This window comes from Bradyrhizobium sp. 2S1 (assembly GCF_011516625.5).
Classification (GTDB): domain Bacteria; phylum Pseudomonadota; class Alphaproteobacteria; order Rhizobiales; family Xanthobacteraceae; genus Bradyrhizobium; species Bradyrhizobium septentrionale.
Genome location: NZ_CP147717.1, coordinates 9,189,336 through 9,215,236, shown reverse-complemented (window position 1 = coordinate 9,215,236; position 25,901 = coordinate 9,189,336). Strand labels below are relative to the sequence as shown.

Sequence of the window (25,901 nt, the reverse complement as noted above, 5' to 3'; positions counted from 1 at the left end):
GAAGCACTAACTCCCGATCGCGGGAGACATTCCGCTCGTTCTGAAAGATTGTCCGTGACAGCCGATGCGGCAATCGCACTGTCTCTTCAGGACGTCGCGGCTGCACATGCGTGCTGGCCGAGTGTGTTGTTCGCGCCATCGAACGGCGGAGTCGTAACTAACATCGGTGTTAGAATTGCGTCGGTCGCGCGAGGTCTGTGCGAAGGGCGAGCCAGCGTCAACGCGTGTAGCCCGAATGAGCGTAGCGATATCCGGGGTCTCTCTTCGCCGCATATCGCGGAGCCTGTGATCGGGTACGCATTCGTGCGACCCGTCGGCTCATGCGGGCGACAACCGTCGCTACTTCTGCTCCATATGCCAAGCGCCGTCCCAATCCGCGGCCGGCGGATTTTGCATGAAGCCTGCGACACGCGTCTTCATGGCGATCGACGGCCCATCGCCGGGCACTGCAGCGAGCGCCGCGGCAAAGGCGGTCTCGGCGTCATCCCAGCGCCGGTCGCGATAGGCGGCGAGACCATCCGCGTAGTGCTGCCGCAACTCGGTCTGCGCCGGCGTCAGCTCGTCCTTCTTGCCGATGATCTCGAACACTGCGACCGGCTGGCTCTGGCCCATCACGACGAGACGGTCGATCTCGCGCAGCTCGATGGTCGCGGCGCAGGCTGTGGCGGTGGCCTCCGAGATCAGGCTGCGACTGCCGTAGAACTTGTTGGCGCCTTCGAGCCGCGAGGCGAGGTTCACGGTATCGCCGAGCACCGTGTAGCTCATCATGAACTCGGAGCCGATGCTGCCGACCAGCGCCTCGCCGGTGGCGATCCCGATCCGGATGTCGCAGTCGGTCGGGATCGCGCGCACGCCGAGCAGTTCGGGCAGATCCTTGCGCAGCTGGCTGACCTGGCCGATCATGTCGATGGCGGCAAGCGCGGCCAGATGGGTCTGCTCGGCCTCCTCGACGAAGGGGGCGCCCCAATAGGCCATGATGGCGTCGCCGATATATTTGTCGATGATGCCGTGATGCGCATGGACCGGCGCGGACATCGTCGACAGATAGAGGTTCATGATCTTGACGAGGCCGCTCGGCGTCACACCTTCGCTCAGGCTGGTAAAGCCCTTCATGTCGCAGAACATCACCGTCATGACGCGGCGCTGTCCTTCGGTAGCGGCGATCGCCGGCTGTTCGAGCAGGCCCTCGGCGATCCGCGGATTGATGTAGCGGCCGAAGGTCTCGCGGATCCGCTGGTTGTGGCGCAGCGTCTCGATCATGCGGTTGAAGGCGGCCGAGAGCTGGCCGATCTCGTCCTGGGTCGTGATGGCGATGGCGCCGTCGAGGCGGCCGGCCTCGACCTCGCGGGTGCCCTCCAGCAGGCGCATCACCGGGCGCGTGATGCCGCTGCCGACCAGCATCGCGAACACGAAGCCGAGGATCGCGGCAATCGCGGTGACGACGCCGGAGATGATGATCGCCCGTTGCTGGGCGGACATCACCTTGGCCGCCGCCGAGCCGACCTGCGCCAGCATGTCGGCGCGGATGCTCTCGATCCTGGCATTGAATTCGTCGCGCAGCGCGTCGGCGCGAAGCGTGGTCTCGCGCGCGGCCGTAAAGTCCTTGGCGTCGAGTTGCCCGAGCAGCGTCTTGTTCTCCGCGTTCAGGCGCATCAGGAGGTCGTTGACGGCATTGTCGATGCGGTCATCGAGGCGCCCGAGCGCGGCATTGTCGGAGGGGTCGAGGGATCGGCGATGATCGCATCGATCAGCACCCGCGCGGCATCGGCCTCGCGCTTGATCAGCGGCTCGATCTCGTCGAAGGTCTTGCGCGCGCTGTCGTAGCCGGTCTCTTCGCCGGGCGCCTGCATCTTCGCCATCATCATCCGGCGCATCGCCAAAGACCGCTCCAGCGCGCGGATGTTGACGCGGGCGAGATGGCCGTAGGCGGGGATGTAGCGGTTGGTGAGCTCGTCGAGGAGATGGCCGACCTGACCCGCCATCACCATCGACAGCAGCGAGGTGATCACCGCGAGGATGATGAGCCCCGTGGCGATGCCGACGATCTTCTGCCTGATCGAATTTCGAAACATGCCCGGCCCTGCCGCGGCTGCAATAGGCGGGTGTATCCCGCCGTGGCGGCGAAACAGCTAATAGAGTTCCGCGGGCTGCGGTGCAAGCGACGACCGGCGCCCGCTATCCCGTCCCTGTCCCCGGGCCCGGTTCGGGGCGCGGAGCTAGCGCAGGCCTTCGTAGACCATCAGGCCGCGGGCGATCGCGAGCTTGCGCAGGGCCCGTGGCACAAACCGTTCCTGGGGATGCAGGTAACGCCACGAGGTCAGAACCAGGTCGCGCAGCCGGGTGACGTCGTCCTCGAACGGGGCGAGCAGGCCGGTGAGGCTCGCCGGCGTATGGACGCGGGCGGTGAAGGGGAGCAGCAGCAACTCAAGATGCGCCTTGGACCCGGTCTCGGTCGTGGCGGTGACGCCGGCGATGGCCGGCAGGGTCTCTTCGACGACGCAGGTGATGATGTCTTCGATCTCGCCGCGGCTCTCACCCGTGAACAGGGCGGAAAAACTGCGGTTCTTGAGGTCGCAGCCGAGCAGGGCGGAGGTGCGGGTGCCGGCGACGCGGAACGGAAAGCGGGTTTCGCCGTCATAGGCCAGCACGAAGATGTCGGACAGCAGCTCGCGCACCGCGGACGGTTCAAACTCACTCCGGTCAGGTGCACGTGCGGTGCCGCGCTTCGCATTCCAATAAGCGAAGTACTCGCGGCTGGAGCTGTGTTTCATCTAAAGAACCTTGCCCGGCGCCTGTCTCGGCGGGACACATCTGTCCCGGTTTTGCTCAGGCGCCTTCCCTTCTCTGTTGTGCAGGGAAGGCTGTGCAGCGTCCATGCCGCGGCCGCGCTTTGGGCGGCTTATCGGCAGCTTTGTGTTGTTAACGTAAATTTAACTATGTCCTTGGCGCCCGTGGAACCTCCGCGTAGGGTCCGCGCGTTCCCGTTCGCCGGCTGCCCCAAGCGCCGGCGTGGTTGGTACACAGGTGGCGTCAAACAGTATGGTCATCGTGCGGGGAGGGGTGGGGATGTTCTCCCGATCCCTCTGGGACACGAGAAGATCAGCCGATCAGGGAGGACGTTCTCAGCGTCCTCCCTTTTCTTTTCGCCAGGATATCGTGTCCCGGAGGACGCAGTGCAGCGCGAAGCGGCGCGCTGCAGAGCCGGGACCTATGCCAGACCCCAATCAAGAATTGAGCTGATCAGACAGATCTCGCCAATCCGGATTGAGCCCCTCAATCAACTTGATCTTCCAGGCACGACGCCATCGTTTGAGGGAGTGTTCACGCGAGCGCGCCTCCAGAATGGATTCGAATACCTCGAAGTAGACCAGCTGATCGACGTTGTATTGTCGTGTGAACCCCGGGACGAGCTTCGCCTTGTGTTCAGCGATTCGGCGCGCAAGGTTATTCGTCACGCCTACATAGAGGGTCCCGTTTCGCCCGCTCGCGAGGATGTAAACGAAGAATTGCGTGTTCATCTTGGAGCAGATGGATGCGGAAAGCGCCCTAAGTTTCGCAAGTTTAGGGAGCATTGCCAATTTCCATGGGTCCCGGCTCTGCATCGCACCACTGCGTGCTGCGACGCGTCCGGGACACGAGAGGTGTCCGATTTCGGGATTGTGCACTTGCACAGTGGTGTCAAAGCCGCCTATCTCTGATTCACCGCCGCATGCGAGGTCGCCGACCCCTTGGACTCCCATCCTGAATCCCCGCTCGCGCCGCCGCCGGAGGCGCCGCGCGAGCCGATCCTGACGTTGCCGCCGGCGCTCACCGCCTACATCCTCCTGATCGCGGTGATCCATCTGCGGGTGCTGCTGCCGCCGGAGATGGAAAACTGGACCATCGACGTCTTCGGCTTCATCCCGAAGCGCTACGATTCGACGCTGCTCGACATCACCTTCCCGGGCGGGGACGGCGCCAAGGTCTGGACCTTCGTCACCTATTCGCTGCTGCACGCCAACCTCACCCACATCGCCTTCAACGTGCTGTGGCTGCTGCCGTTCGGCAGCGCGCTGGCGCGGCGCTTCGGCGCGGTGCGCTTCTTCGTCTTCATGGCGGTGACGGCGGCCGCGGGCGCGCTCGCGCATCTGCTGACCCATGAGCACGCGATTGCGCCGATGATCGGCGCATCGGCGTCGGTGTCGGGCACGATGGCGGCGGCGATCCGCTTTGCCTTCGTGAAGGGTAGCTTCCTGTCGTTCAACCGGGGCGACGCCGAGGCGGCCGCCAAGGTGCCTGCGCTGTCGCTGTGGCGGGCGCTGCGCAACGGACGGGTGCTCGCGTTCCTGGCGATCTGGTTCGGCGTCAACATTCTGTTCGGCGCCACCTCGCTTTCGCTCGGCGGTGAGGGCGCGAGCGTCGCCTGGCAGGCCCATATCGGCGGCTTCCTCGCCGGGCTGTTGCTGTTCTCGCTGTTCGATCCGGTCCCGCGCGCGCGGGACGATGCTGCAGATGCGTCGTCGGTGGATCAGTCGGGGCGCGTCTGATCGCCGCTTGCGGCTCGGATCGAATTCCTCCATCATCTTTGCGACGCAGAAACAAAGCGGGCCGACAGATAGAGCCCTGCTACTGACCGCGCCCCGGAACCGAAATCGGCGCGGAACTGTTGATTGAAGACTCTGGCGAACAGGCGCGAACTCCTCAAAGGGGCGCTGACGGATTCAGGGAGACGACAATGACGGTACGTTCCATTCTCGATGCAAAGGGCCATCAGGTGATGAGCGTCGCGCCAGGCGCGAAGCTCTCGGCCGCGGTCAAGCTGCTCGGCGAGCGCAAGATCGGTGCGGTGCTGGTGATTGAGCAGGGCCGCATGGAGGGTATCCTGTCGGAGCGCGACATCGTTCGCGTGATCAGCGAGCGCGGCGCAGGCGCACTGGACGAGCCGGTGAGCGCGGTGATGACCAGGAAGGTCGTGAGCTGCCGCGAGTCCGACACTGTCAGCGGCCTCATGGAGGTGATGACCACCGGCAAGTTCCGCCATCTCCCTGTTGTCGAGGACGGCAAGGTGGTCGGGCTGATCTCGATCGGTGACGTCGTCAAGCGCCGCGTGCAGGAATACGAGCACGAGCAGGAGGCGCTGCGCGACTACATCAAGACCGCCTGAGCGCTATTTCCCTGACGTTCAGGCGCCGGTCGACGGCGGCGCCAGGATTTCGATCGCTTCCTCGATCGCGCCGATGGCGCGCTCGGCCGCGCGGATGCCATGCGCGATCAGGTCGTCGGCGCGGTGGAAGTCGAACCAGCCGATCTGGCCGACCCGCGGCGAGATCAGCATGTCGGGCGGATCGCCGGCGAGGCGCGCGCGGGTGATACGATCCTGCATGATGTTGAAGGCGTCGACCATGACGCTGGATATGCCGGGCCGGCTGGCGCTGCCGAAAAACTCCCGTTTCACAGTGCGTTCGGCCGAGAAGAAGCGGCCGAAGCGCCGCTTCGGCGGCTCCGGTTCGATTTCTGCCTCGGCGGTCACCGCGACCGTCACTTCGGGGGCTGGGGCGGTCGCGCCGTGATTGTAGATCGTGGTCGAGTGCGCGAACACGTCGCTGGAAAGGTTCGCCGCGATCACGATCTCGGCGCCGAGCGCACGGGCGGCCGAGACCGGCACCGGGTTGACCAGCGCGCCGTCGACCAGCCAGCGGTCGCCGATCAGGACCGGCGCGAAGATGCCGGGCAGGGCGTAGGAGGCGCGCATGGCGTCGACCAGGGGCCCCTGGGTCAGCCAGATCTCGTGGCCGGTCCGCACCTCGGTGGCAACGCTTGCGAACTTGACCGCGAGGTCCTCGATCATGGATTTTCCGAGGGCGCCCTCGATCTCGGCGGCCAGTTTGGCGCCGCCGATCAGTCCGGAGCCGTTGAGGCGGATGTCGAGGTAGCCGAGCACGCTGCGCGGCTGCAGGCTGCGGGCCCATTTCTCCAAAGTATCAATATGGCCGGCCGCATAGGCGCCACCGACCACCGAGCCGATCGAGGTGCCGACCACGACGTTGGGGACGATGCCGTGGGCCAGCAGGGTCTTGATGATGCCGATATGGGCAAAGCCGCGAGCGGCGCCGCCGCCGAGCGCAAGCCCGATCACCGGCCGGCGAACCGTTCCCAGTCCTACCTTGTCGGGGCCGTCGGAGCTCTTGTGGCCTCGGCCCATCCAGCTATCCAACACGACAAATCTCCTGCCAGCGCAAGACTAGGCCGCGCAGCAGGGCTGCGCCAGCGTCGTCCATCTTCATGGTTATTCCCCGCAGGCATAATTCATGCCCGGCCCGATCGCGGTAGGCAGGGATTGTGACTGGACCGCGACGAAAGGGCTAACATCGGCTTGATCGGCCGGTTCCAAATGGGGGACGGCTGCGCCGGGACTGTGACAAAGCCTTGGACGAAGGCTTGAATTTGCCGCGTTTTCGTTGAAAAGCATGGTGATGACTTCGAGGGGCAACGGCATCGGCGGATGCGGGCGGGGCGCGCGGCTCCTTCCGCTGCTGGCGCTTGCGGCATTTTTGCTCGCCCTGATCCCTGCTTCCGTCTCGGCGCAATTCTTCAGCGACCGGCCGCCGCCGATCCCGCCGGCCTCGGTGCCCGAGGTGGCGCCGTCCGGCCCGGCGCTGAATCTGGCGCCGCCGTCCGGGCCCGGTTCGGGGCCCGTTCTGCCCGGTCCGCTGACCCAGCCGACCATCGTCCAGCCGTCGATTGCGACCACGCCGCCGGCGGCGCCGCCTCCGACCGGCGCCGCGCCGACTGCGGGGCAGGCGGTGCTCTCGTTGACGGCGCGCTACGGCAAGGACCTGCCGGTGATCAATGCCGGGCTGGTGTGGCGAGTGTTCGCCGACAAGCCCGACGACAACGGCACCTACAAGCTGATCCGCGAGGAACGGGGGGCGACGCCCAACCTCGTGCTGCCGCCCGGCAATTACGTCGTCCACGTCGCGCTCGGCCTCGTCAGCGCGGTGCGCGCGGTCAGCCTGAAGTCGGAGACCGACCGCGAGTCCTTCGTGCTGCCGGCCGGGGGTCTGCGGATCGAAGGCCGGGTCGGCACCAGCAAGATCCCGGCCAACCAGATTTCGTTCGCGATCTACAAGGGCAGCCAGTTCGACGGCTCGGATCGCGGTGCGCTGGTGCCCAACGTCGCCGCCGGCGACGTCGCGCTGCTGCCCGAGGGCACCTACTACATCATCTCCAACTATGGTGACGCCAACTCGGTGGTGCGTTCCGACATCCGCGTCGCGGCCGGCAAGCTGACCGATGTCACCGTCACCCATCGCGCGGCCGTCATCACGCTCAAGCTGGTTAGCGAGAAGGGCGGCGAGGCGCTCGCCAACACCGCGTGGTCGGTGATCACGCCGGGCGGCGACGTGATCAAGGAATCGATCGGCGCGTTCCCGCGTGTCGTGCTGTCCGAAGGCGAGTATCGCGCGATCGCCAAGAACGAGGGCAAGGTGTTCGAGCGTCCCTTCAACGTCGTCAACGGCGTCGATGGCGAAGTCGAGGTCGTGGCGCGTTGACGCCTGACAGGGCTGCATTTCATGCAGCTGTCATAGTCTCTAATCCGAGCTAACCATCGCGCGAATTTGAGCCGTCACAATCGCTCGCCGCGACGCGCGGCCTCGCTATTTTTACATGACGTTAAGCCGCGGCATGACTTGGATGCCATGGGGATTTGCGTTTGCGTGAACGGGGCGTGCCATGATCATGGCCAACAAGAAATCAGTAAAGACATCGGCCAAACTCAATTCGGAGATGTTCGCCGACGTTCCGGTTCTGCAGCGCAAGTGGCAGGCCGCGGTCCGTCCCGGTGAGAAGCTGCCGCACTATGAAGACGTCATGCTCGGCAGCCTCGGCCGGCTCGCGGATCACATCGTGCTGCTGCGCAACGTTGACGGCGTGCTCATCGTGTCTCACACCGGCCGCTACGTCCAGACCTGGCTGAACGATGAGCGCTGGGACATTCCGCTCAGCGCGCTGCCGCCGGATTGCGCAACCGCGTTGACCGAAGCCGCTGCAAACGCGCGCGAGAACTGCAGGCCGTATCTCGCGTCGGCGCATTGCGTGCGCGACGGTCTGGTGCGGACCTTTGACGTGCTGGCGCTGCCGACGCGGTCGCGCTGGGGCGGCATCCTGGTCGGCGTCTATGTCAACGAGCGCAATGCGCAGTACAATCTTCTCGATACGATTTTCTCGGCCACTGACGAGGGCGTGCTGTCGCTTGCCGCCATCCGCGATGCGCGGGGCGAAGCGGCCGACTTCCAGATCGTGCATCTCAACCAGGGCGCGGCAAGGCTGCTGATGCAGCCCGCGACCGACTTGCTGTGGCGCCGGCTCAGCGCCGGCGGCAATCCGCTTGCGGCGCCATTGGTGATGAACCGTCTGCGTCGATTCGTCGGAAGCGGTCCCGGCGGCCAGTTCGAGATCGACAGCGGCGATCGCTGTCTGCGGCTCGGCGTCACAGCGTTCGGCGACATGCTGTCGCTGACGGTCTCCGACGTCACCGCGTTGAAGCGGCGCGAAGAGTCGTTCCGTTTGCTGTTCGAGAACAACCCGATGCCGATGTGGGTGTTCGCCGCCGACACGATGGAATTCCTCAGCGTCAACGACGCTGCCGTTCAGCACTATGGCTACAGCCGCGACCGATTTCTCGGCATGACGCTGCGCGAGATCTGGCCGGAAGATGAGTGGAGTGTGCACAGCGCCGCGCTGCGCGAGATCGGCGACGTCTATCAATCGAGCCGCGACTGGCGGCATATCAGGGCCGACGGCACCGAGATCCACGTGTTGACCTTCGGACGCAAGGTGACCTTCGAGGGCCGCGACGGCTATCTGGTCGCGGTGGTCGACATCACCGAGCGCCGGGCCGCCGAAGCGCGGATCGCGCACATGGCTCACCATGACGGGCTCACCAATTTGCCGAACCGCGACTTCTACCAGGAGCGGTTGCGCGAGGCGCTGGAGCGCGGCCGGCCCAGCAGCAAGCGCGTTGCGGTGATGTGCCTCGATCTCGACCTGTTCAAAAACGTCAACGATTCCTTTGGGCATCCGATGGGCGACCGGCTGCTCAAGCTGGTGGCGGAGCGGCTGCGCGAGTTGGTCCGCGACGACAATGTGGCGGCCCGTCTCGGCGGCGACGAGTTCGCGGTCGTGCTTGCCGCCGACGTCTCGCCGAACGAGGCGAGCGGCTTTGCCGAACGGCTGATCGACGTGCTGAGTGCGCCCTACAGGATCGACGGGCTCGAAGTCGTGGTCGGCGCCAGCATCGGGATCGCGCTTTCGCCGGGCGACGGCACGACTTCCGAAGAGTTGATACGCAATGCCGACATGGCGTTGTACCGCGCCAAGTCCGAGGGCGGCGGCGTGCACCATTTCTTCGAACCCGAGATGGACCAGCAAGCGCAGAAGCGCCGCGACATGGAGCGCGATTTGCGCGCGGCCTTCAGCAACGGCGAGTTCGAGCTGCACTACCAGCCGCTGGTCGACATTGGAGCCGACCGCATCTCTGGCTTCGAGTCGCTGCTGCGCTGGCAGCACCCGCAAAAAGGCATGGTCTCGCCCGCGGAGTTCATCCCGGTGGCGGAAGACATAGGCCTGATCGTCGCGCTCGGCGAATGGGTGCTGCGCGAAGCCTGCGCCGAGGCGATGAAGTGGCCCGCCAACGTCAAGGTCGCGGTCAATCTGTCGCCGGTGCAGTTTCGCAGCCGCCATCTGGTCCAGGCCGTGATCTCGGCGCTGGCGCATTCCGGCCTGCCGGCGCGGCGGCTCGAGCTCGAGATCACCGAGTCGGTATTCCTGGCGGAGACCGAAGCCAACCTGGCGATCCTGCACCAGCTGCGCGAGCTCGGCGTCAGCATCTCGATGGACGATTTCGGCACCGGCTATTCCAGCCTCAGCTATCTGCGCAGCTTCCCGTTCGACAAGATCAAGATCGACCGCTCCTTCGTGAAGGATCTGGCGCGGCGCTCCGACTGCCTCGCCATCGTGCGCGCGATCTCCGGCCTCGGCCGAAGCCTCAAGATCACGACGACGGCGGAAGGGGTCGAGACAACGGACCAGCTCGACTGGCTGCGCGCCGAAGGCTGCAACGAGGTGCAGGGTTTCCTGTTCAGCGCGGCGAGGCCGGCGGGCGAGATCGCGGCGCTGCTGAGCGGCTTTGCGGCGCGCACGTCGAAGGCGGCCTGAGCTCCGTCTCCGCTCGTCATGGCCGGGCTTGACCCGGCCATCCATCGTTCTTCAGAAGAGTCTTTCGGTGATGGATTGCCGGGTCAAGCCCGGTAATGACAGGTCTACGGTTTCAAAACCGCGTCACGATATCCGACAGCGCCGGGCGCGGGCGATCCTCGCTCGGTTTGGTCGGCGTGCCGATGTGGATCAGGCCGGCGAGCTTCTCGTCCGGCTTCAGGCCGAGACCGTCGAGCACGTCGCGGTCGAACACGAACCAGCCGGTCAGCCAGCAGGCGCCGTAGCCGAGCGCGGTCGCCGCAGTCACGATGTTCATTGCGCTGGCGCCCGCCGACAATTCCTGCTCCCACGGCGGCACCTTCGGATGCGGCTTGGTGAAGGAGACCACGCCGATTACCAGCGGCGCATCGGTCAGCCGCTTCCTCTCGACCTCGATGTCGGCCGCCGGCGCGCCGGGGTTCTTGCGGGCGAACACCTTTGCGATCACGTCGCCGGCGCGCGAGCGGGCATCGCCCTCGAACACGATGAAGCGCCATGGCGCAAGCTTGCCGTGATCGGGCACGCGCGCGCCGATCGTCAAAATGGTCTCGAGCTCGGCCGCGGACGGGCCGGGCCCGGTCATCTCGCGCGGTTTCATCGAGCGGCGTGTCTTCAACAGTTCAATGGCATCGGGCACGGAAATGTCCTTCAGGGGAGTCGTGCCCCCAAGATGGGGACACGAGCTGTCAGACGAAAGCCAGTTTAGACCGATTGTGAAGATCAGGCGACGGATCGCGCCCGTTTCACGTCCGGCGGCGTCGCTTCGTCGACCAGCGCGGCGATCGCCTCGTCGGTCGGCATCACGGTCTGGCGCTCGCTGCCGAGGCGGCGGACCGAGACCGAATGCGTCTCGGCTTCCTTCTTGCCGACCACGAGCAGGGCCGGGATCTTGGCCAGCGAATGCTCGCGGACCTTGTAGTTGATCTTCTCGTTGCGCAGGTCGATCTCGACCCGCAGGCCGGCGCGGCGCGCCGCTGCCGCCACCACCTTGGCGTACTCGTCGCCTTCGGAGGTGATGGTCGTGACCACAAGCTGCGTCGGCGCCAGCCAGAGCGGGAAGTTGCCGGCATAGTGCTCGATCAGGATGCCGATGAAGCGTTCCATCGAACCGCAGATCGCGCGGTGCACCATCACCGGCGCCTTCTTCGAGCCGTCGTGATCGATGTAGAACGCGCCGAACCGCTCCGGCAGGTTGAAATCGACCTGGGTCGTACCGCACTGCCAGTCGCGGCCGATGGCGTCGCGCAGCACGTACTCGAACTTCGGCCCGTAAAACGCGCCTTCGCCCGGATTGACCTCGGTCCGGATCCGGTTGCTGCCCTTGGCCTTGATCTCCGACAGCACGGTCGCCATCACGCGCTCGGCGTGATCCCACATCTCGTCGGTGCCGACCCGCTTCTCCGGCCGGGTCGAGAGTTTCACCGTGAGTTCGCCGTCGAAGCCGAAATCGGCATAGGTCGACAGGATCAGGTCGTTGATCTTGAGGCACTCCTCGGCGAGCTGCTGCTCGGTGCAGAACACATGGGCGTCGTCCTGGGTGAAGCCGCGCACCCGCATCAGGCCGTGCATCGCGCCCGAGGGCTCGTAGCGATGCACGACGCCGAATTCGGCGAGCCGCAGCGGCAAATCGCGATAGCTCTTCAGCCCGTGCTTGAAGATCTGCACATGGCCCGGGCAGTTCATCGGCTTCAGCGCGAACCAGCGCTTGTCCTCGGCTTCATCGCCGGCGGATTGCGCCGCGAACATGTTCTCGCGGTACCAGTCCCAGTGGCCAGACGTTTCCCACAGCGCCTTGTCGAGGATCTGCGGGGCGTTGACCTCGTTGTAGTCGCCGAGCAGCCGGCGCCGCATATAGGCGATCAGCTGCTGGAAGATGGTCCAGCCCTTCGGGTGCCAGAACACCACGCCGGGGCCTTCCTCCTGGAAGTGGAACAGGTCGAGCTCGCGGCCGAGCTTGCGATGGTCGCGCTTCTCGGCTTCCTCGATCTGCCTGAGGTAAGCGTCGAGGTCTTCCTGCTTGGCGAAGGCCGTGCCGTAGATGCGGGTCAGCATCGGATTGTTGGAATCGCCGCGCCAATAGGCGCCGGCCACCTTCATCAGCTTGAAGGCGTTGCCGATCTTGCCGGTCGAGGTCATGTGCGGGCCGCGGCAGAGATCGAACCAGTCGCCCTGGAAATAGATCTTGATCGGCTCGCTGCCGGGAATGGCGTCGACCAGCTCGACCTTGAAGGCTTCGCCCTTGTCGCGGAACACCTGCTTGGTCTTCTCGCGATCCCAGACTTCCTTGGTGAACGGCTTGTCGCGCGCGATGATCTCGCGCATCCGCTTCTCGATGGCGGCAAAATCTTCCGGCGTGAACGGCTCGTTGCGGAAGAAGTCGTAGTAGAAGCCGTTCTCGATCACCGGGCCGATCGTGACCTGAGTGCCCGGCCACAGCGACTGCACGGCTTCGGCAAGCACATGCGCGGCATCGTGCCGGATCAGTTCCAGCGCGCGCGGGTCGTCGCGGTTGACCAGTTCGATCCTGGCGTCGGTTTCGATCGGATCGTTGAGATCGGCAAGCGTGCCGTCGAGCGCCATCGCGACGGTGCGCTTGGCGAGCGAGGGCGAGATGCCCCTGGCGATGTCGAGGCCGGTGGTGCCTCTGGCGAATTCGCGGGTCGCCCCGTCTGGAAAGGTGAGGGCGATCTTGTGCAAGGGTTCCGCGGGCTTGAGGTTGGAGAGGCTGTACTGGAATCCGGATTCGGATTTGGGCGTATCAGTCATCGAAGGCTCCTGGAGCTCACTCCTGCGAACGAGCGCAGGTAAGCGGGAAAGCAGCGGTATAGCAGGGGATTTGGCGCCTGCAATCCGGCAATATCAAGAAAATGGGCCTCTGGCCGCACCGAATCGAGCGAAGCTCGCCTGCACCGGATGCCGCCCAACATTGCGACCGCGGCCATCATCGTCTAACGTCGAAAGCCCGTTCTCCGCCATCGCGCGATCCGCAAGGTTCATGTTTTCCCGTCTCCTGTTTTTCGTGGCGTTGCTTCTGATCCCCAGCGTTTTGCGGGCGGAAGAAACACCGGTCGAAAAGGCCGGATTTGCGAAACGGCTGACGATCTATCTTGCCAGGGGACCGGCAAACGCCTGCGGTGCCGGCTGCGATCGCTGGATCGCCATCGAAGGCGAGATCGATCGGGACGCCGCGGCGCGGATCCGCCGTTTCCTCGCCGGCGTCAAGGATACGCAGCTTCCGATCTACCTTCATTCGCCGGGCGGCAACGTCGAGCAGTCCTACGCGATCGCGCGGCTGCTGCGCGCCCGCAAGGCGGTTGCCCGGGTCGGCCGCACCAGCGTGCCGGCATGTTCCACCGGCACGCAGGTCGATGCCGCTTGCCTGAAGATCAAGAGTGCGAAGGGGGAGGTCGAGGCCGAGCTCGCCACGCGCAACGCGATGTGCGTTTCGGCCTGCGCCTATCTGTTCCTCGGCGCGACCAGCCGCGAAGTGGCACCCGATTCGGTGGTCGCGGTGCATAACTCCAAGCTGATGTTCGTGGTTCACGGGCATCCGCCGCCACAGATCGTCGCGGACTTCAGGCGGCGCGAGATGGTGAGCGCCGATCGTGACCGCAACGCATTCCTCGCCGCGATGGGGATCAGCCATGAGCTCAGCGAGCTGATCCGGACCGTGAAATACGAGAACCTGCATGTGCTGACGCGGCCGGAACTCTATCGATTTGGGATCGATACGCGGCCGTTGCCGGAAACCCTGTGGGCGGTGGAGAAGGAAACACGGCCCTATGTCCGCAAGATCGCCCAGCAGAAGAAGGCCGACGGCAGCGCGTTCCGCATGATGGAGTGGCGCCTGCTTTGCGAGAACAAGGACCGCGGGCGGCTGATGTTCGTGCGCGAGTTCGACGAGGGCGCCGCCGGCAAGAGCACGGTGGTGATGACGGCCGGCGCCGACAAGACGGTCGCCTTCGGCAGATTGCCGGCACGGTTCGGCAAGTACGAGGTCTGGAGCGACGCGGTGAGCTCGGACACCGTCAAGGCGATGCTGGCGGCGCCGCATTTGCAGGTCGGCGAGAGCACACCGTCATCCGATGCCAAATCCGATCCTAAGTCTGACCCTAAGCCCGGCTTGGTGACATTCGACATCGACACCACCGGGCTGGAGCAGGGATGGACGCAGCTCTTGGCGTCGTGCCCGGCGGCAACTGCCGGCCCAAAGCCTGCGAGCCCGTTCCCGGCCGTCGTGTCGCCGAGCGTCAACGCCGCGCCGGCGGCATCGCCGTCGCCCTGAGCGCAATCGATCACGTGTCATATCGGTCAAGTGCTATGCATTTAGATGCAGTTGCATTGATTGTGGGGTCTGCTATCAACGCGGCGTGAAACGCTTCGCTCCCACGGCATTGATGCTCGGCAACATCGTCACCGGCTGCTCGGTGCTGGCGCCGGCCGGCATGCTGGCGGAGTTGTCCGACGGGCTCGGCGTCACGATCCACACCGCGGGTCTGTTGATCACGTTCGGCGCGATCGTGTTGTGCGTGGGATCGCCGGTGACGGCGTGGCTGACCAGCCGGATCGAACGGCGCGCGCTGCTGACGGCGACGCTTCTGGTGCTGACGCTGACCAATGCGGCATCCGCCTTCGCGCCGGATTACAACAGTCTCCTGATCATCCGCATGGTGATGCTCGCGGTCGGCGTGCTCTACACGCCGCAGGCGGCCGGCACCGCGGCGCTGATCGTGCCGGTGGAGAGGCGCGGCAGCACGATCGCCTATATCTTCCTCGGCTGGTCGCTCGCGGCCGCGATCGGGCTGCCGTTGATCACCTTCATCGCAAGCCGTTACGGTTTTCGCGCGACCTACGGCGCGATTGCGCTGACCGGGCTCGCAAGCTGCCTACTGCTGTGGTGGCAGCTGCCCGGCGGGTTGCACGGTGCGCCGGTCGACCTGAGGACCTGGGCCGATCTCGGCCGCAACCCGACCGTCATCATGCTGCTGTCGATCACGACATTGCAGATGTCCGGCCAGTTCGTGGTGTTCACTTTCATGGGGCCGCTGCTCGCCAAGCTGACCGGCGCCAATGCCGACGCCATCGGCATCGTGTTCGCGCTCTACGGCATCTTCGGCTTCGTCGGCATCGCGATCGCAACGCGCATCGTGGACTCCTGGGGCGCCTGGAAGACGTCGGTGCTGTTCACCGCACTGCTGCTCACCGGCGTGGCCGGCTGGGCGCTGAGCGCCGGCGCCTATGCATTGATGGCCGCCTCGGTTGCGGTGTGGGGCCTCGGATTTGCGTCGACGAATTCGATGCAGCAGGTGCGCCTGGTCGGTGCGGCGCCGGCGCTCGCCGCGGCGTCGGTCTCGCTCAATACCTCGGTGCTGTATATCGGCCAGGCCATCGGCTCCGCGATCGGCGGATTGCTGTTCGCGCGCGAATGGCTCCTCAGTGCGGGCTATGTGGCCACGGCGTTCGTCGCGGCGGCGCTTGCCGTTGTGCTCATCACGCGGCCGCGGTCGGCCGCGCGCGCTGCCGCCGAGTGAGCTTCCCTTTTGACGCGGCGCTGAGGTTGTTCGCGGGGAGTGCAGTTCGTTGCTCGACCGGCCTCTGCAGCGACTTCCGGTTTTGCTGCAGACCGGAGGCCGACGCCTCGTCGATCACCACTTCACGCTTTGGCTCGGCACGATGAACGCCGTCGTGCTCGGCTTGTTCGAATTGTGGGTGAAGTAGCCGTAGGCGGCGACGATCACGACCAGCAACGCAAGCACGGCCAGCAAATCGATCTGCCGGGGATCGTGACCGTTGTGGCTGATTTTCCAGCGCATTGTTGTTTCCTCCCCAAGGGACAACACGGGGGCGATGAAACAATGCACCAAGTATCGCCACAGTTCCGCCGGACAGCAATGCGCGTCGCGCTTGGCAGCGCCGCAGCAACTCCTCAATTCTCGTTGACGCCGGCGTCAACCCTCGTTGACGCCGCGCCAACGGCCATAGCGCCAGGGCAGATACCAATGCGCGCCCGGCGGCCTTGCCGACGGCACGTTATCGATCCCGGAGGTGCCCCAGGGCTGGCAGCGCAGCAGTCTTGCCAGCGTCATCCACCCGCCGCCCCACAAGCCGAAGCGTTCGATCGCCTCGTCGCCATAGACCGAGCAGGTCGGCAGATGCCGGCAGTTGTAGCCGACCAGCGGCGACAGCGTGTGCCGGTAGATCCAGATCAAGGCGCGTCCGAAATTGCGCGGCAGGCGGCGCATGGAGGTGGCACAGTCCATGCATCGCGGATGGTGTGACGTTGAATGATCTGTCTGCGGCATACGCAAGTATGTACGTAGTCTTGCGGGGGTTCCAAGCCAAGGAACTGTTCTGCTGCAGATATTTACGCCACAGTTCGCAATTATCGCACAGCGCGGGTCGCGCTGCAGCAAGAGGGTCTATGGACGGTCCGGGTCAGCAACGCTACCGTTCCCATAACGCGCCGATGACAGAATCGAGGCGCATTGCCATGGGGCCATTGCCGCCGCTCGCATCACCAGGGGCTTGGGGGAAGGAACCAAATTGAGGCTCGTGAACTCGCTTTCGTCGCGCAGTCGGGCGCTTATCGGCGCCGTTGCCCTTTGCTTCGCAGCTACCGGTTCCGTGACGACGCCGGGTCATTCGGCGCAGGCTGGCTCGACCCTCGAAGAACGCAAGCTGCCGATGAAGTTCAGCTGGATCGCATGCCAGCCGAATTGCCGGGGCTGGGTGTCGGCGGTCGGCATCATCACGGCCGACAGCCCCAAGGATTTCGACGAGTTCGCGCGCGGGCGCCAGCTCAGCGGCGCCACCATCGTGCTCGACTCCAGCGGCGGCTCGGTCAACGACGCGATCGCGCTCGGCCGCCGCTTCCGCGGTCTCGGCGCGCTGACCACGGTCGGCACCAGCATCGTCGATCAGGCGGCGGCGGGCGACCGCGCGAGCGTGCTGCCGGATGCCTATTGCGAATCGATGTGCGTGTTCCTGCTGCTGTCGGGCAAGACGCGTTACGTTCCGCCGGCCGCCCATGTCCGCGTGCATCAGATCTGGATGGGCGACCGCGCCGACGATGCCAAGGCCGCGAGCTACACCGCTCAGGACCTGATGATCGTCGAGCGCGATATCGGCCGCCTTGCCAAGTACACCTTCGACATGGGCGGCGCCGGTGAGCTGCTGTCGCTCGCGCTCAGCGTGCCGCCGTGGGAAGACCTGCATGAATTGTCGGCGGCCGAATTGCGACTGACCAATCTCGTCACGACAGATGCGGTCGCCGACGTGCTGCCGCGGCAGGACAGTGCGATCCCTGTCGCCGAAGCGAAGCCGAAGAACGCCGATCGCTTCGTGAGTAGCGCGATGGAAGGTGAGGCGCAGCCGCAGGTCGCCAAGGCGACCAAGACCGCCGAGGCCGTGGTGCCGACCGGCGGCACCGCCGCGCCGGCGCCGGTCCAGCCGTCTCAGTAAGGTCTAGGCTGGCAGTAAGGTCTACGCCGGCTGTTTTGCCTTGGCCTCGATCTGGCCGATCGCATCGACCACGGCATCGAAGGTCAGGAGCGTCGAGGCGTGGCGGGCCTTGTAGTCGCGCACCGGCTCGAGCAGCGCGATATCGGCCCATTTGCCGCCCTGCGGGGGCTGGCCGTTTTCCTTCAGCATCTTGCGGACCGTCTCGCGCAATTCGCGCAGCTCGTCCGCGGTCGAGCCCACCACATGGCTTGCCATGATCGAGGAGGAGGCCTGGCCGAGCGCGCAGGCCTTCACGTCATGGGCGAAGTCCGTCACCACCGGGCCGTCCATCTTGAGGTCGACCTTGACGGTCGAACCGCACAATTTGGAGTGGGCGGTGGCGCTGGCGTCCGGCTCGGCCAGCCGTCCGAGGCGCGGAATATTGCCGGCCAACTCGATGATCCGCTTGTTGTAAATGTCGTTCAGCATGGGGACAGATGCCTGGTTCCGGCGGCGCCGGGCGCTCTTGGCGGCTGGGTTTCACCGTCCTATATATGGACGGCAGCGCCGGAAACATAGCCCGGCAATGCAGCGACCGCGGCACAGCTGCGCCGCGGCGGTGCTATAACAATGGGACTCAGGCGCCCGGCGGCTCGACGATCCGCCCCGTCTGCCCGGTGACACATCCGGCCCCGAGGGCAATTGCCAGGGCCGGTCGAACGGAGAAGACATGGACGCCTTGATCAAATCGATCCGCCCCAACAAGCCGACCGACGCCAAAGCCAGCGAGCTCGACCCCGCAGAATTCATGGCGGCGGCCGTCCGTGCCGACCAGCCGCGCCCGTCGCGGGCGGAAGCCGAGGATGCCGTGAAGACGCTGCTCGCCTATATCGGCGAGAACACCGGCCGCGAGGGCCTGCTCGACACGCCGCGCCGCGTCGTCGAGGCCTATGATGAGCTCTATCAGGGCTATCATCAGTGCCCGGCCGAAGTGCTGAACCGCACCTTCGGTGAGACCGCCGGCTACGACGATTTCGTCCTCGTCCGCGACATCGAATTCACCTCGCAGTGCGAGCATCACATGATGCCGTTCTACGGCAAGGCGCATATCGCCTATACGCCGGTGGAGCGCGTCGTGGGCCTCTCCAAGCTGGCGCGGCTGACCGACATCTTCGCCCGCCGCCTGCAGACCCAGGAGCATCTCACCGCCCAGGTCGCGGCTGCGATCGACGAGGTCCTGAAGCCGCGCGGCGTTGCGGTGCTGATCGAGGCGGAGCATACCTGCATGTCGGTGCGCGGCGTCGCCAAGCATGGTGCATCGACCTTCACCAGCCGCTTCACCGGCATGTTCCGCGACAATCCGGCCGAGCAGCAGCGCTTCCTGTCCCTGGTGCGAGGACCGAACCGGTAACCTCGCGTTTTCTTAAGCGAGGTTTTCCGTGTCCGCATCGACCCACGATCACGACCGCGAAGAGGGGCTGGCCTTCCAGCCCAAATTCGACGCGGCAGGTCTCGTGACCTGCGTCGCGACCGATGTCGCGACCGGCGATGTGCTGATGGTCGCGCACATGAACGACGAAGCCCTGCGCAAGACGATCGCGACCGGCGAAGGCTGGTACTTCAGCCGCTCGCGCAATGCGCTGTGGCGCAAGGGCGAGAGCTCGGGCCAGACCCAGCGCGTGGTCGAGATGCGGATGGATTGCGATCAGGACGCGGTGTGGCTCAAGGTCGAGCAGATCGGCGCCGCCTGCCACACCGGACGGCGCTCCTGCTTCTATCGTGCGGTAAGGGGTGAGGACGGCGATGTCAGCCTGTCCTTTGTCGATGCCGAGCGGCTGTTCGATCCGGCGCAGGTCTATCGCAAATAGATCATTGATCTGAATCAAGTACAACGCGTCAAAGTCGTGCACTTCGTGGCCTCCTGTTACGCCATGCGCAAGCCATTGCGCATCGTCGTCACTGGGGGGGAACTGTGGCGCATAGCCTGATACCGCTTGTTGGGTTTCTTGCCTGGGCTGTGTGGCCGATCGGTGCGGCGCAAGCGCAAACGGCGGAGCGTGCGCCGGATACGATGGCCGCGCGCGTCCTTGCCTGCGCGCCCTGTCACGGCGCCGACGGCGAGGGCACCAGCGACGCTTATTTCCCGCGGCTCGCCGGCAAGCCGGCGGGCTATCTCTACAATCAGCTGATCGCGTTCAGGGACGGACGGCGGAAATATCCGCCGATGAACTACCTGCTGGAGTTTCAGACCGACGATTACCTGAAGAAGATCGCCGAGTATTTCGCTTCGCTCAGGCCGGCATTACCGCCGCCGGTCCCGCCGGTCGACAGCAAGGAGATCCTGGCACGCGGGGAATCGATCGTGAAGAACGGCGATCCGCAGCACGGCATTCCGCCCTGTTCGGCCTGTCATGGTCCGGCGTTGGGCGGGATGGAGCCCGGCATTCCCGGACTGCTGGGCCTGCGCGCGGCCTATATCAGCGGCCAGCTCGGCGGCTGGCGCTACGGCACGCGGACGGCGCTCGCTCCCGATTGTATGCAGATCGTCGCAGGCCTCCTGACCGAGGACGACGTGAAGGCGGTGGCAGCCTACCTGTCGTCGCGGCCGGCACCGGCAGATCCGTCCTTCGCGCCGCGAGGCAGCCTTCCGATGCCGCTCGAATGCGGCAGCGAACCGCACTGAAGGGATCGTGCCGATGTCGCGAACCTCAATAGGACTGCTTGTCGGACTGGTGCTGGCGCTGTCGCCGCTCGCGGCATTGGCGCAGCAGAAGGCGGCCGATCCGGCGGTCATCGCCAAGGGCGAGTATCTCGCGCGTGCCGGCGATTGCATCGCCTGCCATACCGCGCGCGAAGGCAAGACCTTCGCCGGCGGCCTTCCGATGAAGACGCCGTTCGGCACGCTCTATACTTCGAACATCACGCCCGACCCGCAGACCGGGATCGGCACGTGGACGTCCGACCAGTTCTACCAGATGATGCACAATGGCCGCTTCCCCGATGGCGGCCTGGTCTATCCGGCGATGCCGTTCGCCTCCTATACCAAGGTGACGCGCGAGGACAGCGACGCGATCTACGCCTATCTACGCACGGTGCCGCCGGTCAGGCAGCTCAACAAGCCGCATGACCTGACGTTCCCGTTCAACAACCGCTCGCTGATCCTCGGCTGGCGCACGCTTTACTTCAGGGAAGGCGAGTTCAAGCCGGATCCGACCAAATCCGCGGAGTGGAACAGGGGCGCCTATCTGGTCGAGGGCCTTGGCCATTGCGGCATGTGCCACACCGCGATCAATGCGCTCGGCGGCAGCTCGCAGTCGCAGGCCTTCGAAGGCGGCCTGATCCCGATGCAGAACTGGTACGCGCCATCCTTGACCTCGAACAAGGAGGCGGGGCTCGGTGACTGGTCGCTCGAGGAGATCGTCGACTATCTGCGCAAGGGCGTCTCCGCCAAGGGCGCGGTGTACGGCCCGATGGCCGAGGTCGTCTACAACAGCCTGCAATATCTCAATGACGATGACGTGCGCGCGATGGCGATCTATCTGAAGGGCCTTGCGCAGGGCACATCGCCCGAAAAGGCGTTCACGCCACTGCCTACGGCCGAGAGCAGCCTGCTGCACTCTTTCGGCAAGCAGCTCTATGACCGCGAATGCGCGAGCTGCCATGGCGCGACCGGGCTGGGGATGCCGCCGGATTATCCGCCGCTCGCCGGCAACCAGTCGATCCAGATGGTCTCGGCGGTCAACGCGATCCGGATGGTGCTCAATGGCGGCTATCCGCCGGGCACGTCAGGCAATCCGATGCCGCACGGCATGCCGCCATTCGCGCAGAAGCTGTCGGACGACGAAGTCGCGGCCGTCGTGACCTACATTCGAACGGCCTGGGGCAATCGCGGCGAGCCGGTGTCGGCGCGGCAGGCCAACGAACTGCGTGCGGCAACGCTGAACTAGTACCCAGAATCAGAGCTGAGTGATACGGCGGCCTTTGAAACGGCGTTGACGGACCTTTTTCTTGGTCCAGACGAAGGGCTCGGCTCTGTCGTTGTATGCGTTGACGTAGGCATCGATGTGCTCCTGAAGCTGCGTGAGGCTTGTGAAGGAGGTGCCGCTGAGCGACTGCCCCTGCAAGATCGAAAACCATACCTCGACCTGATTGAGCCAAGACGCACTTGTCGGCGTGAAATGAAATTGCACGTTGGGGTGGGCCTTGAGCCAATGCTCGTTCTTCTTGTGGGTGTTGAGGTTGTCGAGGATGACGTGAAGCTTCCGGTTCGGAAAAGCCGCGGTGACGCTGTTCATGAAGTCGAGAAACTCGACGCGGCGTCGGCGTTTTGAATGCGCCGCGATGATCTTTCCGGTGGCGACTTCGAGCGCCGCAAACAATGTTGTGGTGCCATGCCGCTTGTAATCGTGGCTCTGGCCGGTCAAGGCGCGGCCATTGGGCAACTTCAGATAACCCTGCGCTCGCTCCAAAGCCTGGATCGAGGGCTTCTCGTCCACGCACAGCACAATGGCCTTCGCGGGCGGGGCGACATAGAGGCCGACAACATCGGCGGCTTTGGCCGTAAAGTTCGGGTCGTTGCTCTCACACCAGGACTTACGAGCCGCGAGGTCAATCTTGTGGCTGCGCAGGAACCGCCAGACATATTGGACGTCAACATCGCCCAGCGCCCCGGCCAGCAGGGGCCCGGTCCAGCGTGCGAACCCGTCCGGCGGCGGCTTGTCCAGCAGCTTCAGAATCCGCTTGTCGGTGGCCTTCGTATAGATTGGCTGCTTGCCCGGTCGCGGCTTGTCTTGCAGCCCTTCAAGGCCTTGGTCGGCATAGCGATGCCGCCAAAGGCTGACAATCCGCGGCTGGACCCCAACTTCCTTGGCGATCGACCGAGTGCTGCGTCCATCCGCCGCCAACAGAACTATCCGCGCCCGCTTCAAATCGCGCTGCAACGTCACCGGGGAGCGGCAACACGCCTCAAGCACCTTGCGATCTTTCCTCGAAAGGTGGACTTCTCTTGCTTCGGGTATCATCCCGACCTTGAATCACGACTCACGCTTTAAGAACAGTAGGTACTAGAGGCGCGATCATGATCAACTCATCTTCGCCGCAACCGCCGGCATCCGGCTCCGAAGACGAGGCCGTCGAGACCATCGTGCGCGCTGGTCCGGGTGGCGCGATCGCGGTCGCGGGCATTGCGACGGCCGTCGTGGTCGGATTGTGGTTTGCATTCTACCTGCTCGTCTTCCTGCCGCGGAGCGCTCCCTGATGGCGACCGAGACGGATCACAGCCTTGGCGAAGCCGTTGCCGCACGGATCGAGCGGCGCTGGGCGACGCTGTCGATCGTCATTGTCGGCCTCCTGGTCGGCATGGCGGCCTATATCGGCATCCATCAGGCGACGATGCCGCAGGGCCGGGTCGAAACCGCCGATCCCAAGACGCTGCATCTGTCCGGCGAGTTCGTCGAGAGCAATCTCGGCACTGCCGTGGAGGCCGACGGCTCGGTCACGGTGCGTGCGATCGGTCAGCAATATTCCTTCACGCCGCAATGCATCGTGGTGCCGGCGGAAACTCCGATCACCCTCCGCGTCACCAGCGCGGATGTCGTCCACGGTTTCCTGATCGAGGGCACCAACGTCAACACGATGCTGGTGCCGGGCTACGTCACGGACCTGCCGGTGCGTTTCAAGGCGCCGGGCGATCATGTGATGCCGTGCCAGGAATTCTGCGGCATCGGTCACCAGGGCATGTGGGGCAAGGTCAAGGTGGTCGACAAGAGCGCGTTCCGCGACATGGCAGCAGCGAAGCGGAGACTGACCTGTGTTGACTAACAAGCGGCTGATAGCGGCGCATTTCTGGCTCGCCTTCATCGTGTTCGGCGCGGCGCTGGTGCTCGGTGCCTGGCAGATGTTCGTGCGCAGTCCGTTGAATGCCTGGCATTTCAATCCGGAGTTCTACTATCGCTCGGTCACCGCCCATGGCTCCGCGATGGGATACGTATTCCCGACGCTGATCGCGATGGGGTTCGGCTATGCGATCACCGAAGCGGCGCTGGAGAAGGCGCTGATTGGGCGGCGCTGGGCCTGGGCCGGCTTCCTCCTGGTCGCCGTCGGCGCCGTTGTCGCGATGATCCCGGTGTCGCTCGGGCTCGCCTCGGTGCTCTACACCTTCTATCCGCCGATGGTCGGCAATCCCTTCTATTACATCGGCGTCGTGATGGTCGTGGTCGGCTCATGGATCTGGGTCGCACTGATGGTCATCAACTTCGTGATCTGGAAGCGCGAGAACCCCGGCAAGCCGGTGCCGCTTGCGATGTATGCCAATGTCGCGGGCTCATTGCTCTGGGGCTGGACCGCGGTCGGTGCGGCGCTCGAAATCCTGTTCCAGATCCTGCCAGTGGCGCTAGGGCTCAAGTCCACGATCGACGCGGGGCTGGCGCGCGTCTTCTTCTCCTGGACCCTGCATGCCATTGTCTATTTCTGGCTGATCCCGACCTACATCGCCTACTACACGATCTTCCCGCGCGCGATCGGCGGCCGGCTCTTTAGCGATGCGATGGCGCGGATTTCGTTCATCCTGTTCGTCGTGGTGGCGATGCCGATCGGCGTGCATCATCTGTTTGCCGACCCGCAGGTCGGCGCCGGATTCAAGTTCATGCACTCGGTGTTCACCGGCCTCGTCGCACTGCCGACGCTACTCACGGTGTTCACGATCTGCGCGTCGGCGGAGATTGCGAGCCGCCTGCGTGGCGGCCGCGGCGCCTTCGGCTGGATCGGCGCTCTGCCATGGTCCAATCCGATCATGCTGGCGACGGCGCTGTCGCTGGTCATGCTCGGCTTCGGCGGCGCCGGCGGCCTGATCAACATGAGCTATCAGCTCGACGCCAGCGTGCACAATACGCAGTGGATCACCGGCCATTTCCACCTGATCTTCGGTGGCGCCATCGTCATCATGTACTTTGCCATCGCCTATGATCTGTGGCCGCATCTGACCGGACGTGCGCTGGACAGCTTTGGCCTGATGCGCGCGCAGCTCTGGCTATGGTTCATCGGCATGATCGTGACCACCTTCCCATGGCACTATGTCGGCATTCTCGGCATGCCGCGCCGCATGGCGTATTATGACTATGCCAACCCGGCGATCTCGCCGCAGGCCTTGTCGGTCACGATGTCGGCGATCGGCGGCTTCATCCTGCTGATCTCGGGCTTTCTGTTCCTGCTGGTGCTGATCCGCGGGCAATTCGGCGCGCGAGGCGAGGCCGGCGCGTACCGCTTTGCGGTGCCGCTGCACATGCCGGCGCGGATTCCGGTCGCGCTCAACTCGTTCGGCCTGTGGCTCGCATTGATGGTCGGTCTCACCGTGGTGAACTATGGTTTCCCGATCGCGCAACTGATGGCGCTGAACGAGACCAGTGTGCCTGCGGTCTATGTCGGAGCGGGCCGATGAGCGATCAGCCGCTGTTCTCGCTGCGCAATCCGTGGTTCGCCACCAGCGTCGGCATCACGGTCGCTATCGCCGTGCTGTCGGCCATCGCGGGCCTGATCTGGTTGCCGCTGGCGCAACCGGATCTCAAGCTTGCCGGCGTCTGGGACGCGATCTGCAGTGCGGCCGGTGTTCCGCGCGCCGCCGTGCAGGAGGCTGGCGTCAAGCCGGACTTCAAGACCTCCAATGTCGTCATGACGTCGGAGATGCTGACCAAGGTGAATCAGGTTTCGATCGGGCGGGGCGCGACGCTGGCGCAGCGCTGCGCGATCTGCCACGGACCGCAGGGCGTCAGCGACGCCCATTCACCAAACCTCGCCGGGCAGTTTGCCGCGGTGACGTACAAGGAGCTCGCCGACTTCAAGACCGGCGCGCGAGTGAGCGTGGTGATGACGTTCGCGGCGACGATGAGCGATCAGGACATGAAGGACGTTGCGGCCTATTACGCCTATCTGCCGCGCGTGCCCTCGAACAATTTGGATACTGGCCGTCCTGCGCCGGCGATCGTGGTGACAGGCGCCCCGATGCGTAACATCCCGCCCTGCGGCTCCTGCCACGGCGATATCGACAACAAGGCGGGGAGCCCTTGGCTCGGCGGCCAGTCGGCGGTCTACATCAAGGCGCAGCTCGACGCCTTCGCGTCGGGCGCCCGGCGCAACGACATCAGCCAGCAGATGCGCAACATCGCCCGCCAGATGACGGCCGAGGAGATCGACCAGGTCGCGCACTACTACGAGGCCCAGCCCTGAGCGGG

24 protein-coding genes and 1 pseudogene are annotated in these 25,901 nt (G+C 65.0%); 15 read left to right on the top strand and 10 right to left on the bottom strand.

From position 1 onward, the window contains the following. Positions 1-339: 339 nt before the first annotated feature. From HAP54_RS44095 to HAP54_RS44085, 3 genes and pseudogenes are all read right to left on the bottom strand, one after another. Positions 340-2,072: pseudogene (locus tag HAP54_RS44095) on the bottom strand (adenylate/guanylate cyclase domain-containing protein). Between the two features lie 144 nt (positions 2,073-2,216). Then, positions 2,217-2,771 carry a PAS domain-containing protein gene (locus HAP54_RS44090; RefSeq protein ID WP_166297674.1) on the bottom strand — a complete coding sequence of 185 codons (555 nt, stop codon included), beginning with the start codon at positions 2,769-2,771 and terminating at the stop codon, positions 2,217-2,219. A 453-nt stretch (positions 2,772-3,224) separates the two neighbouring features. Further along, positions 3,225-3,518, bottom strand: a complete 294-nt coding sequence (locus HAP54_RS44085) for a GIY-YIG nuclease family protein (RefSeq protein WP_166307035.1) — start codon at positions 3,516-3,518, stop codon at positions 3,225-3,227. A 210-nt stretch (positions 3,519-3,728) separates the two neighbouring features. On the opposite strand from HAP54_RS44085, the gene HAP54_RS44080 reads away from it, so the two are divergent. Together HAP54_RS44080 and HAP54_RS44075 are read left to right on the top strand one after the other, a co-directional pair. Then, positions 3,729-4,526, top strand: coding sequence for a rhomboid family intramembrane serine protease (locus tag HAP54_RS44080; RefSeq protein WP_166297673.1), 798 nt, complete (start codon positions 3,729-3,731; stop codon positions 4,524-4,526). A 188-nt stretch (positions 4,527-4,714) separates the two neighbouring features. Continuing rightward, positions 4,715-5,143 carry a CBS domain-containing protein gene (locus tag HAP54_RS44075; protein WP_166297671.1) on the top strand — a complete coding sequence of 143 codons (429 nt, stop codon included), beginning with the start codon at positions 4,715-4,717 and terminating at the stop codon, positions 5,141-5,143. 18 nt (positions 5,144-5,161) lie between these two features. Here HAP54_RS44075 and HAP54_RS44070 read toward each other — a convergent pair whose 3' ends face one another. Continuing rightward, entirely contained in the window at positions 5,162-6,196 is a 1,035-nt protein-coding gene (locus HAP54_RS44070; RefSeq protein WP_414646169.1) for a patatin-like phospholipase family protein, read from the bottom strand. Positions 6,197-6,452: 256 nt separating this feature from the next. On the opposite strand from HAP54_RS44070, the gene HAP54_RS44065 reads away from it, so the two are divergent. Together HAP54_RS44065 and HAP54_RS44060 are read left to right on the top strand one after the other, a co-directional pair. Next, positions 6,453-7,532, top strand: coding sequence for a hypothetical protein (locus HAP54_RS44065; protein ID WP_166297667.1), 1,080 nt, complete (start codon positions 6,453-6,455; stop codon positions 7,530-7,532). A 181-nt stretch (positions 7,533-7,713) separates the two neighbouring features. Continuing rightward, positions 7,714-10,197 (top strand): putative bifunctional diguanylate cyclase/phosphodiesterase, encoded by a 2,484-nt coding sequence (locus HAP54_RS44060; RefSeq protein ID WP_166297665.1) that lies wholly within the window; start codon positions 7,714-7,716, stop codon positions 10,195-10,197. A gap of 112 nt (positions 10,198-10,309) precedes the next feature. On the opposite strand, the gene HAP54_RS44055 is transcribed toward HAP54_RS44060, so the two are convergent. Next, positions 10,310-10,873, bottom strand: a complete 564-nt coding sequence (locus tag HAP54_RS44055) for a nitroreductase family protein (protein WP_166297663.1) — start codon at positions 10,871-10,873, stop codon at positions 10,310-10,312. Positions 10,874-10,956: 83 nt separating this feature from the next. After that, positions 10,957-13,002, bottom strand: coding sequence for a threonine--tRNA ligase (thrS, locus tag HAP54_RS44050; protein WP_166297661.1), 2,046 nt, complete (start codon positions 13,000-13,002; stop codon positions 10,957-10,959). 229 nt (positions 13,003-13,231) lie between these two features. On the opposite strand from thrS, the gene HAP54_RS44045 reads away from it, so the two are divergent. Continuing rightward, positions 13,232-14,521 carry a hypothetical protein gene (locus tag HAP54_RS44045; protein ID WP_166297659.1) on the top strand — a complete coding sequence of 430 codons (1,290 nt, stop codon included), beginning with the start codon at positions 13,232-13,234 and terminating at the stop codon, positions 14,519-14,521. A 112-nt stretch (positions 14,522-14,633) separates the two neighbouring features. After that, positions 14,634-15,767 carry an MFS transporter gene (locus tag HAP54_RS44040; protein WP_166307033.1) on the top strand — a complete coding sequence of 378 codons (1,134 nt, stop codon included), beginning with the start codon at positions 14,634-14,636 and terminating at the stop codon, positions 15,765-15,767. A gap of 114 nt (positions 15,768-15,881) precedes the next feature. Here HAP54_RS44040 and HAP54_RS44035 read toward each other — a convergent pair whose 3' ends face one another. Both HAP54_RS44035 and yidD read right to left on the bottom strand, forming a co-directional pair. Beyond that, a complete protein-coding gene (locus HAP54_RS44035) occupies positions 15,882-16,049 on the bottom strand; it encodes a hypothetical protein (protein WP_166297657.1) in 168 nt (55 codons plus the stop codon). 135 nt (positions 16,050-16,184) lie between these two features. Then, positions 16,185-16,496 (bottom strand): membrane protein insertion efficiency factor YidD, encoded by a 312-nt coding sequence (gene yidD, locus HAP54_RS44030; RefSeq protein ID WP_166297655.1) that lies wholly within the window; start codon positions 16,494-16,496, stop codon positions 16,185-16,187. A 283-nt stretch (positions 16,497-16,779) separates the two neighbouring features. On the opposite strand from yidD, the gene HAP54_RS44025 reads away from it, so the two are divergent. Continuing rightward, a complete protein-coding gene (locus HAP54_RS44025; protein ID WP_175619314.1) occupies positions 16,780-17,697 on the top strand; it encodes a hypothetical protein in 918 nt (305 codons plus the stop codon). Positions 17,698-17,718: 21 nt separating this feature from the next. Here HAP54_RS44025 and HAP54_RS44020 read toward each other — a convergent pair whose 3' ends face one another. Next, positions 17,719-18,165, bottom strand: a complete 447-nt coding sequence (locus tag HAP54_RS44020) for an iron-sulfur cluster assembly scaffold protein (protein ID WP_029080129.1) — start codon at positions 18,163-18,165, stop codon at positions 17,719-17,721. Between the two features lie 241 nt (positions 18,166-18,406). Here HAP54_RS44020 and folE point away from each other — a divergent pair, with 241 nt between their 5' ends. The 4 genes from folE to HAP54_RS44000 all read left to right on the top strand — a co-directional run bounded on the left by folE (position 18,407) and on the right by HAP54_RS44000 (position 21,623). Further along, a complete protein-coding gene (gene folE / locus HAP54_RS44015; protein ID WP_166206497.1) occupies positions 18,407-19,087 on the top strand; it encodes a GTP cyclohydrolase I FolE in 681 nt (226 codons plus the stop codon). 28 nt (positions 19,088-19,115) lie between these two features. After that, positions 19,116-19,544, top strand: coding sequence for a phosphoribosyl-AMP cyclohydrolase (gene hisI, locus HAP54_RS44010; protein WP_166297653.1), 429 nt, complete (start codon positions 19,116-19,118; stop codon positions 19,542-19,544). A 203-nt stretch (positions 19,545-19,747) separates the two neighbouring features. Then, on the top strand, positions 19,748-20,359 hold the full coding sequence (locus tag HAP54_RS44005) for a c-type cytochrome (protein ID WP_175619313.1): 612 nt from the start codon (positions 19,748-19,750) through the stop codon (positions 20,357-20,359). Between the two features lie 13 nt (positions 20,360-20,372). After that, positions 20,373-21,623: a c-type cytochrome gene (locus HAP54_RS44000; RefSeq protein ID WP_166297649.1), complete on the top strand. Its 1,251-nt coding sequence runs from the start codon at positions 20,373-20,375 to the stop codon at positions 21,621-21,623. Positions 21,624-21,632: 9 nt separating this feature from the next. On the opposite strand, the gene HAP54_RS43995 is transcribed toward HAP54_RS44000, so the two are convergent. After that, positions 21,633-22,697, bottom strand: coding sequence for an IS630 family transposase (locus tag HAP54_RS43995; protein WP_166204319.1), 1,065 nt, complete (start codon positions 22,695-22,697; stop codon positions 21,633-21,635). 56 nt (positions 22,698-22,753) lie between these two features. Here HAP54_RS43995 and HAP54_RS43990 point away from each other — a divergent pair, with 56 nt between their 5' ends. Genes HAP54_RS43990 through HAP54_RS43975 form a run of 4 tightly spaced genes read left to right on the top strand, consistent with a single transcriptional unit; the run spans position 22,754 to position 25,896 of the window. Further along, positions 22,754-22,933 carry a hypothetical protein gene (locus tag HAP54_RS43990; protein ID WP_166297647.1) on the top strand — a complete coding sequence of 60 codons (180 nt, stop codon included), beginning with the start codon at positions 22,754-22,756 and terminating at the stop codon, positions 22,931-22,933. Then, the gene (locus tag HAP54_RS43985) at positions 22,933-23,496 is read left to right on the top strand and encodes a cytochrome C oxidase subunit II (protein WP_166297645.1); all 564 of its coding nucleotides are present in this window, start codon (positions 22,933-22,935) and stop codon (positions 23,494-23,496) included. Before HAP54_RS43990 ends, HAP54_RS43985 begins: the two co-directional genes overlap by 1 nt. Then, positions 23,486-25,111, top strand: coding sequence for a b(o/a)3-type cytochrome-c oxidase subunit 1 (locus HAP54_RS43980; protein ID WP_166297643.1), 1,626 nt, complete (start codon positions 23,486-23,488; stop codon positions 25,109-25,111). Before HAP54_RS43985 ends, HAP54_RS43980 begins: the two co-directional genes overlap by 11 nt. After that, positions 25,108-25,896: a c-type cytochrome gene (locus tag HAP54_RS43975; RefSeq protein WP_166297641.1), complete on the top strand. Its 789-nt coding sequence runs from the start codon at positions 25,108-25,110 to the stop codon at positions 25,894-25,896. The genes HAP54_RS43980 and HAP54_RS43975 overlap by 4 nt, the downstream gene beginning before the upstream one ends. The last annotated feature ends 5 nt before the right edge of the window (positions 25,897-25,901 follow it).

Coding starts and splice junctions, on each gene's coding strand:
- HAP54_RS44090 (WP_166297674.1), bottom strand. CDS start 2,771: ATGAAACACAGCTCCAGCCGCGAGTACTTCGCTTATTGGAATGCGAAG.
- HAP54_RS44085 (WP_166307035.1), bottom strand. CDS start 3,518: ATGAACACGCAATTCTTCGTTTACATCCTCGCGAGCGGGCGAAACGGG.
- HAP54_RS44075 (WP_166297671.1), top strand. CDS start 4,715: ATGACGGTACGTTCCATTCTCGATGCAAAGGGCCATCAGGTGATGAGC.
- HAP54_RS44065 (WP_166297667.1), top strand. CDS start 6,453: ATGACTTCGAGGGGCAACGGCATCGGCGGATGCGGGCGGGGCGCGCGG.
- HAP54_RS44060 (WP_166297665.1), top strand. CDS start 7,714: ATGATCATGGCCAACAAGAAATCAGTAAAGACATCGGCCAAACTCAAT.
- thrS (WP_166297661.1), bottom strand. CDS start 13,002: ATGACTGATACGCCCAAATCCGAATCCGGATTCCAGTACAGCCTCTCC.
- HAP54_RS44045 (WP_166297659.1), top strand. CDS start 13,232: ATGTTTTCCCGTCTCCTGTTTTTCGTGGCGTTGCTTCTGATCCCCAGC.
- HAP54_RS44040 (WP_166307033.1), top strand. CDS start 14,634: ATGCTCGGCAACATCGTCACCGGCTGCTCGGTGCTGGCGCCGGCCGGC.
- HAP54_RS44035 (WP_166297657.1), bottom strand. CDS start 16,049: ATGCGCTGGAAAATCAGCCACAACGGTCACGATCCCCGGCAGATCGAT.
- yidD (WP_166297655.1), bottom strand. CDS start 16,496: ATGGACTGTGCCACCTCCATGCGCCGCCTGCCGCGCAATTTCGGACGC.
- HAP54_RS44020 (WP_029080129.1), bottom strand. CDS start 18,165: ATGCTGAACGACATTTACAACAAGCGGATCATCGAGTTGGCCGGCAAT.
- folE (WP_166206497.1), top strand. CDS start 18,407: ATGGACGCCTTGATCAAATCGATCCGCCCCAACAAGCCGACCGACGCC.
- HAP54_RS44005 (WP_175619313.1), top strand. CDS start 19,748: ATGGCCGCGCGCGTCCTTGCCTGCGCGCCCTGTCACGGCGCCGACGGC.
- HAP54_RS44000 (WP_166297649.1), top strand. CDS start 20,373: ATGTCGCGAACCTCAATAGGACTGCTTGTCGGACTGGTGCTGGCGCTG.
- HAP54_RS43995 (WP_166204319.1), bottom strand. CDS start 22,697: ATGATACCCGAAGCAAGAGAAGTCCACCTTTCGAGGAAAGATCGCAAG.
- HAP54_RS43990 (WP_166297647.1), top strand. CDS start 22,754: ATGATCAACTCATCTTCGCCGCAACCGCCGGCATCCGGCTCCGAAGAC.
- HAP54_RS43985 (WP_166297645.1), top strand. CDS start 22,933: ATGGCGACCGAGACGGATCACAGCCTTGGCGAAGCCGTTGCCGCACGG.
- HAP54_RS43975 (WP_166297641.1), top strand. CDS start 25,108: ATGAGCGATCAGCCGCTGTTCTCGCTGCGCAATCCGTGGTTCGCCACC.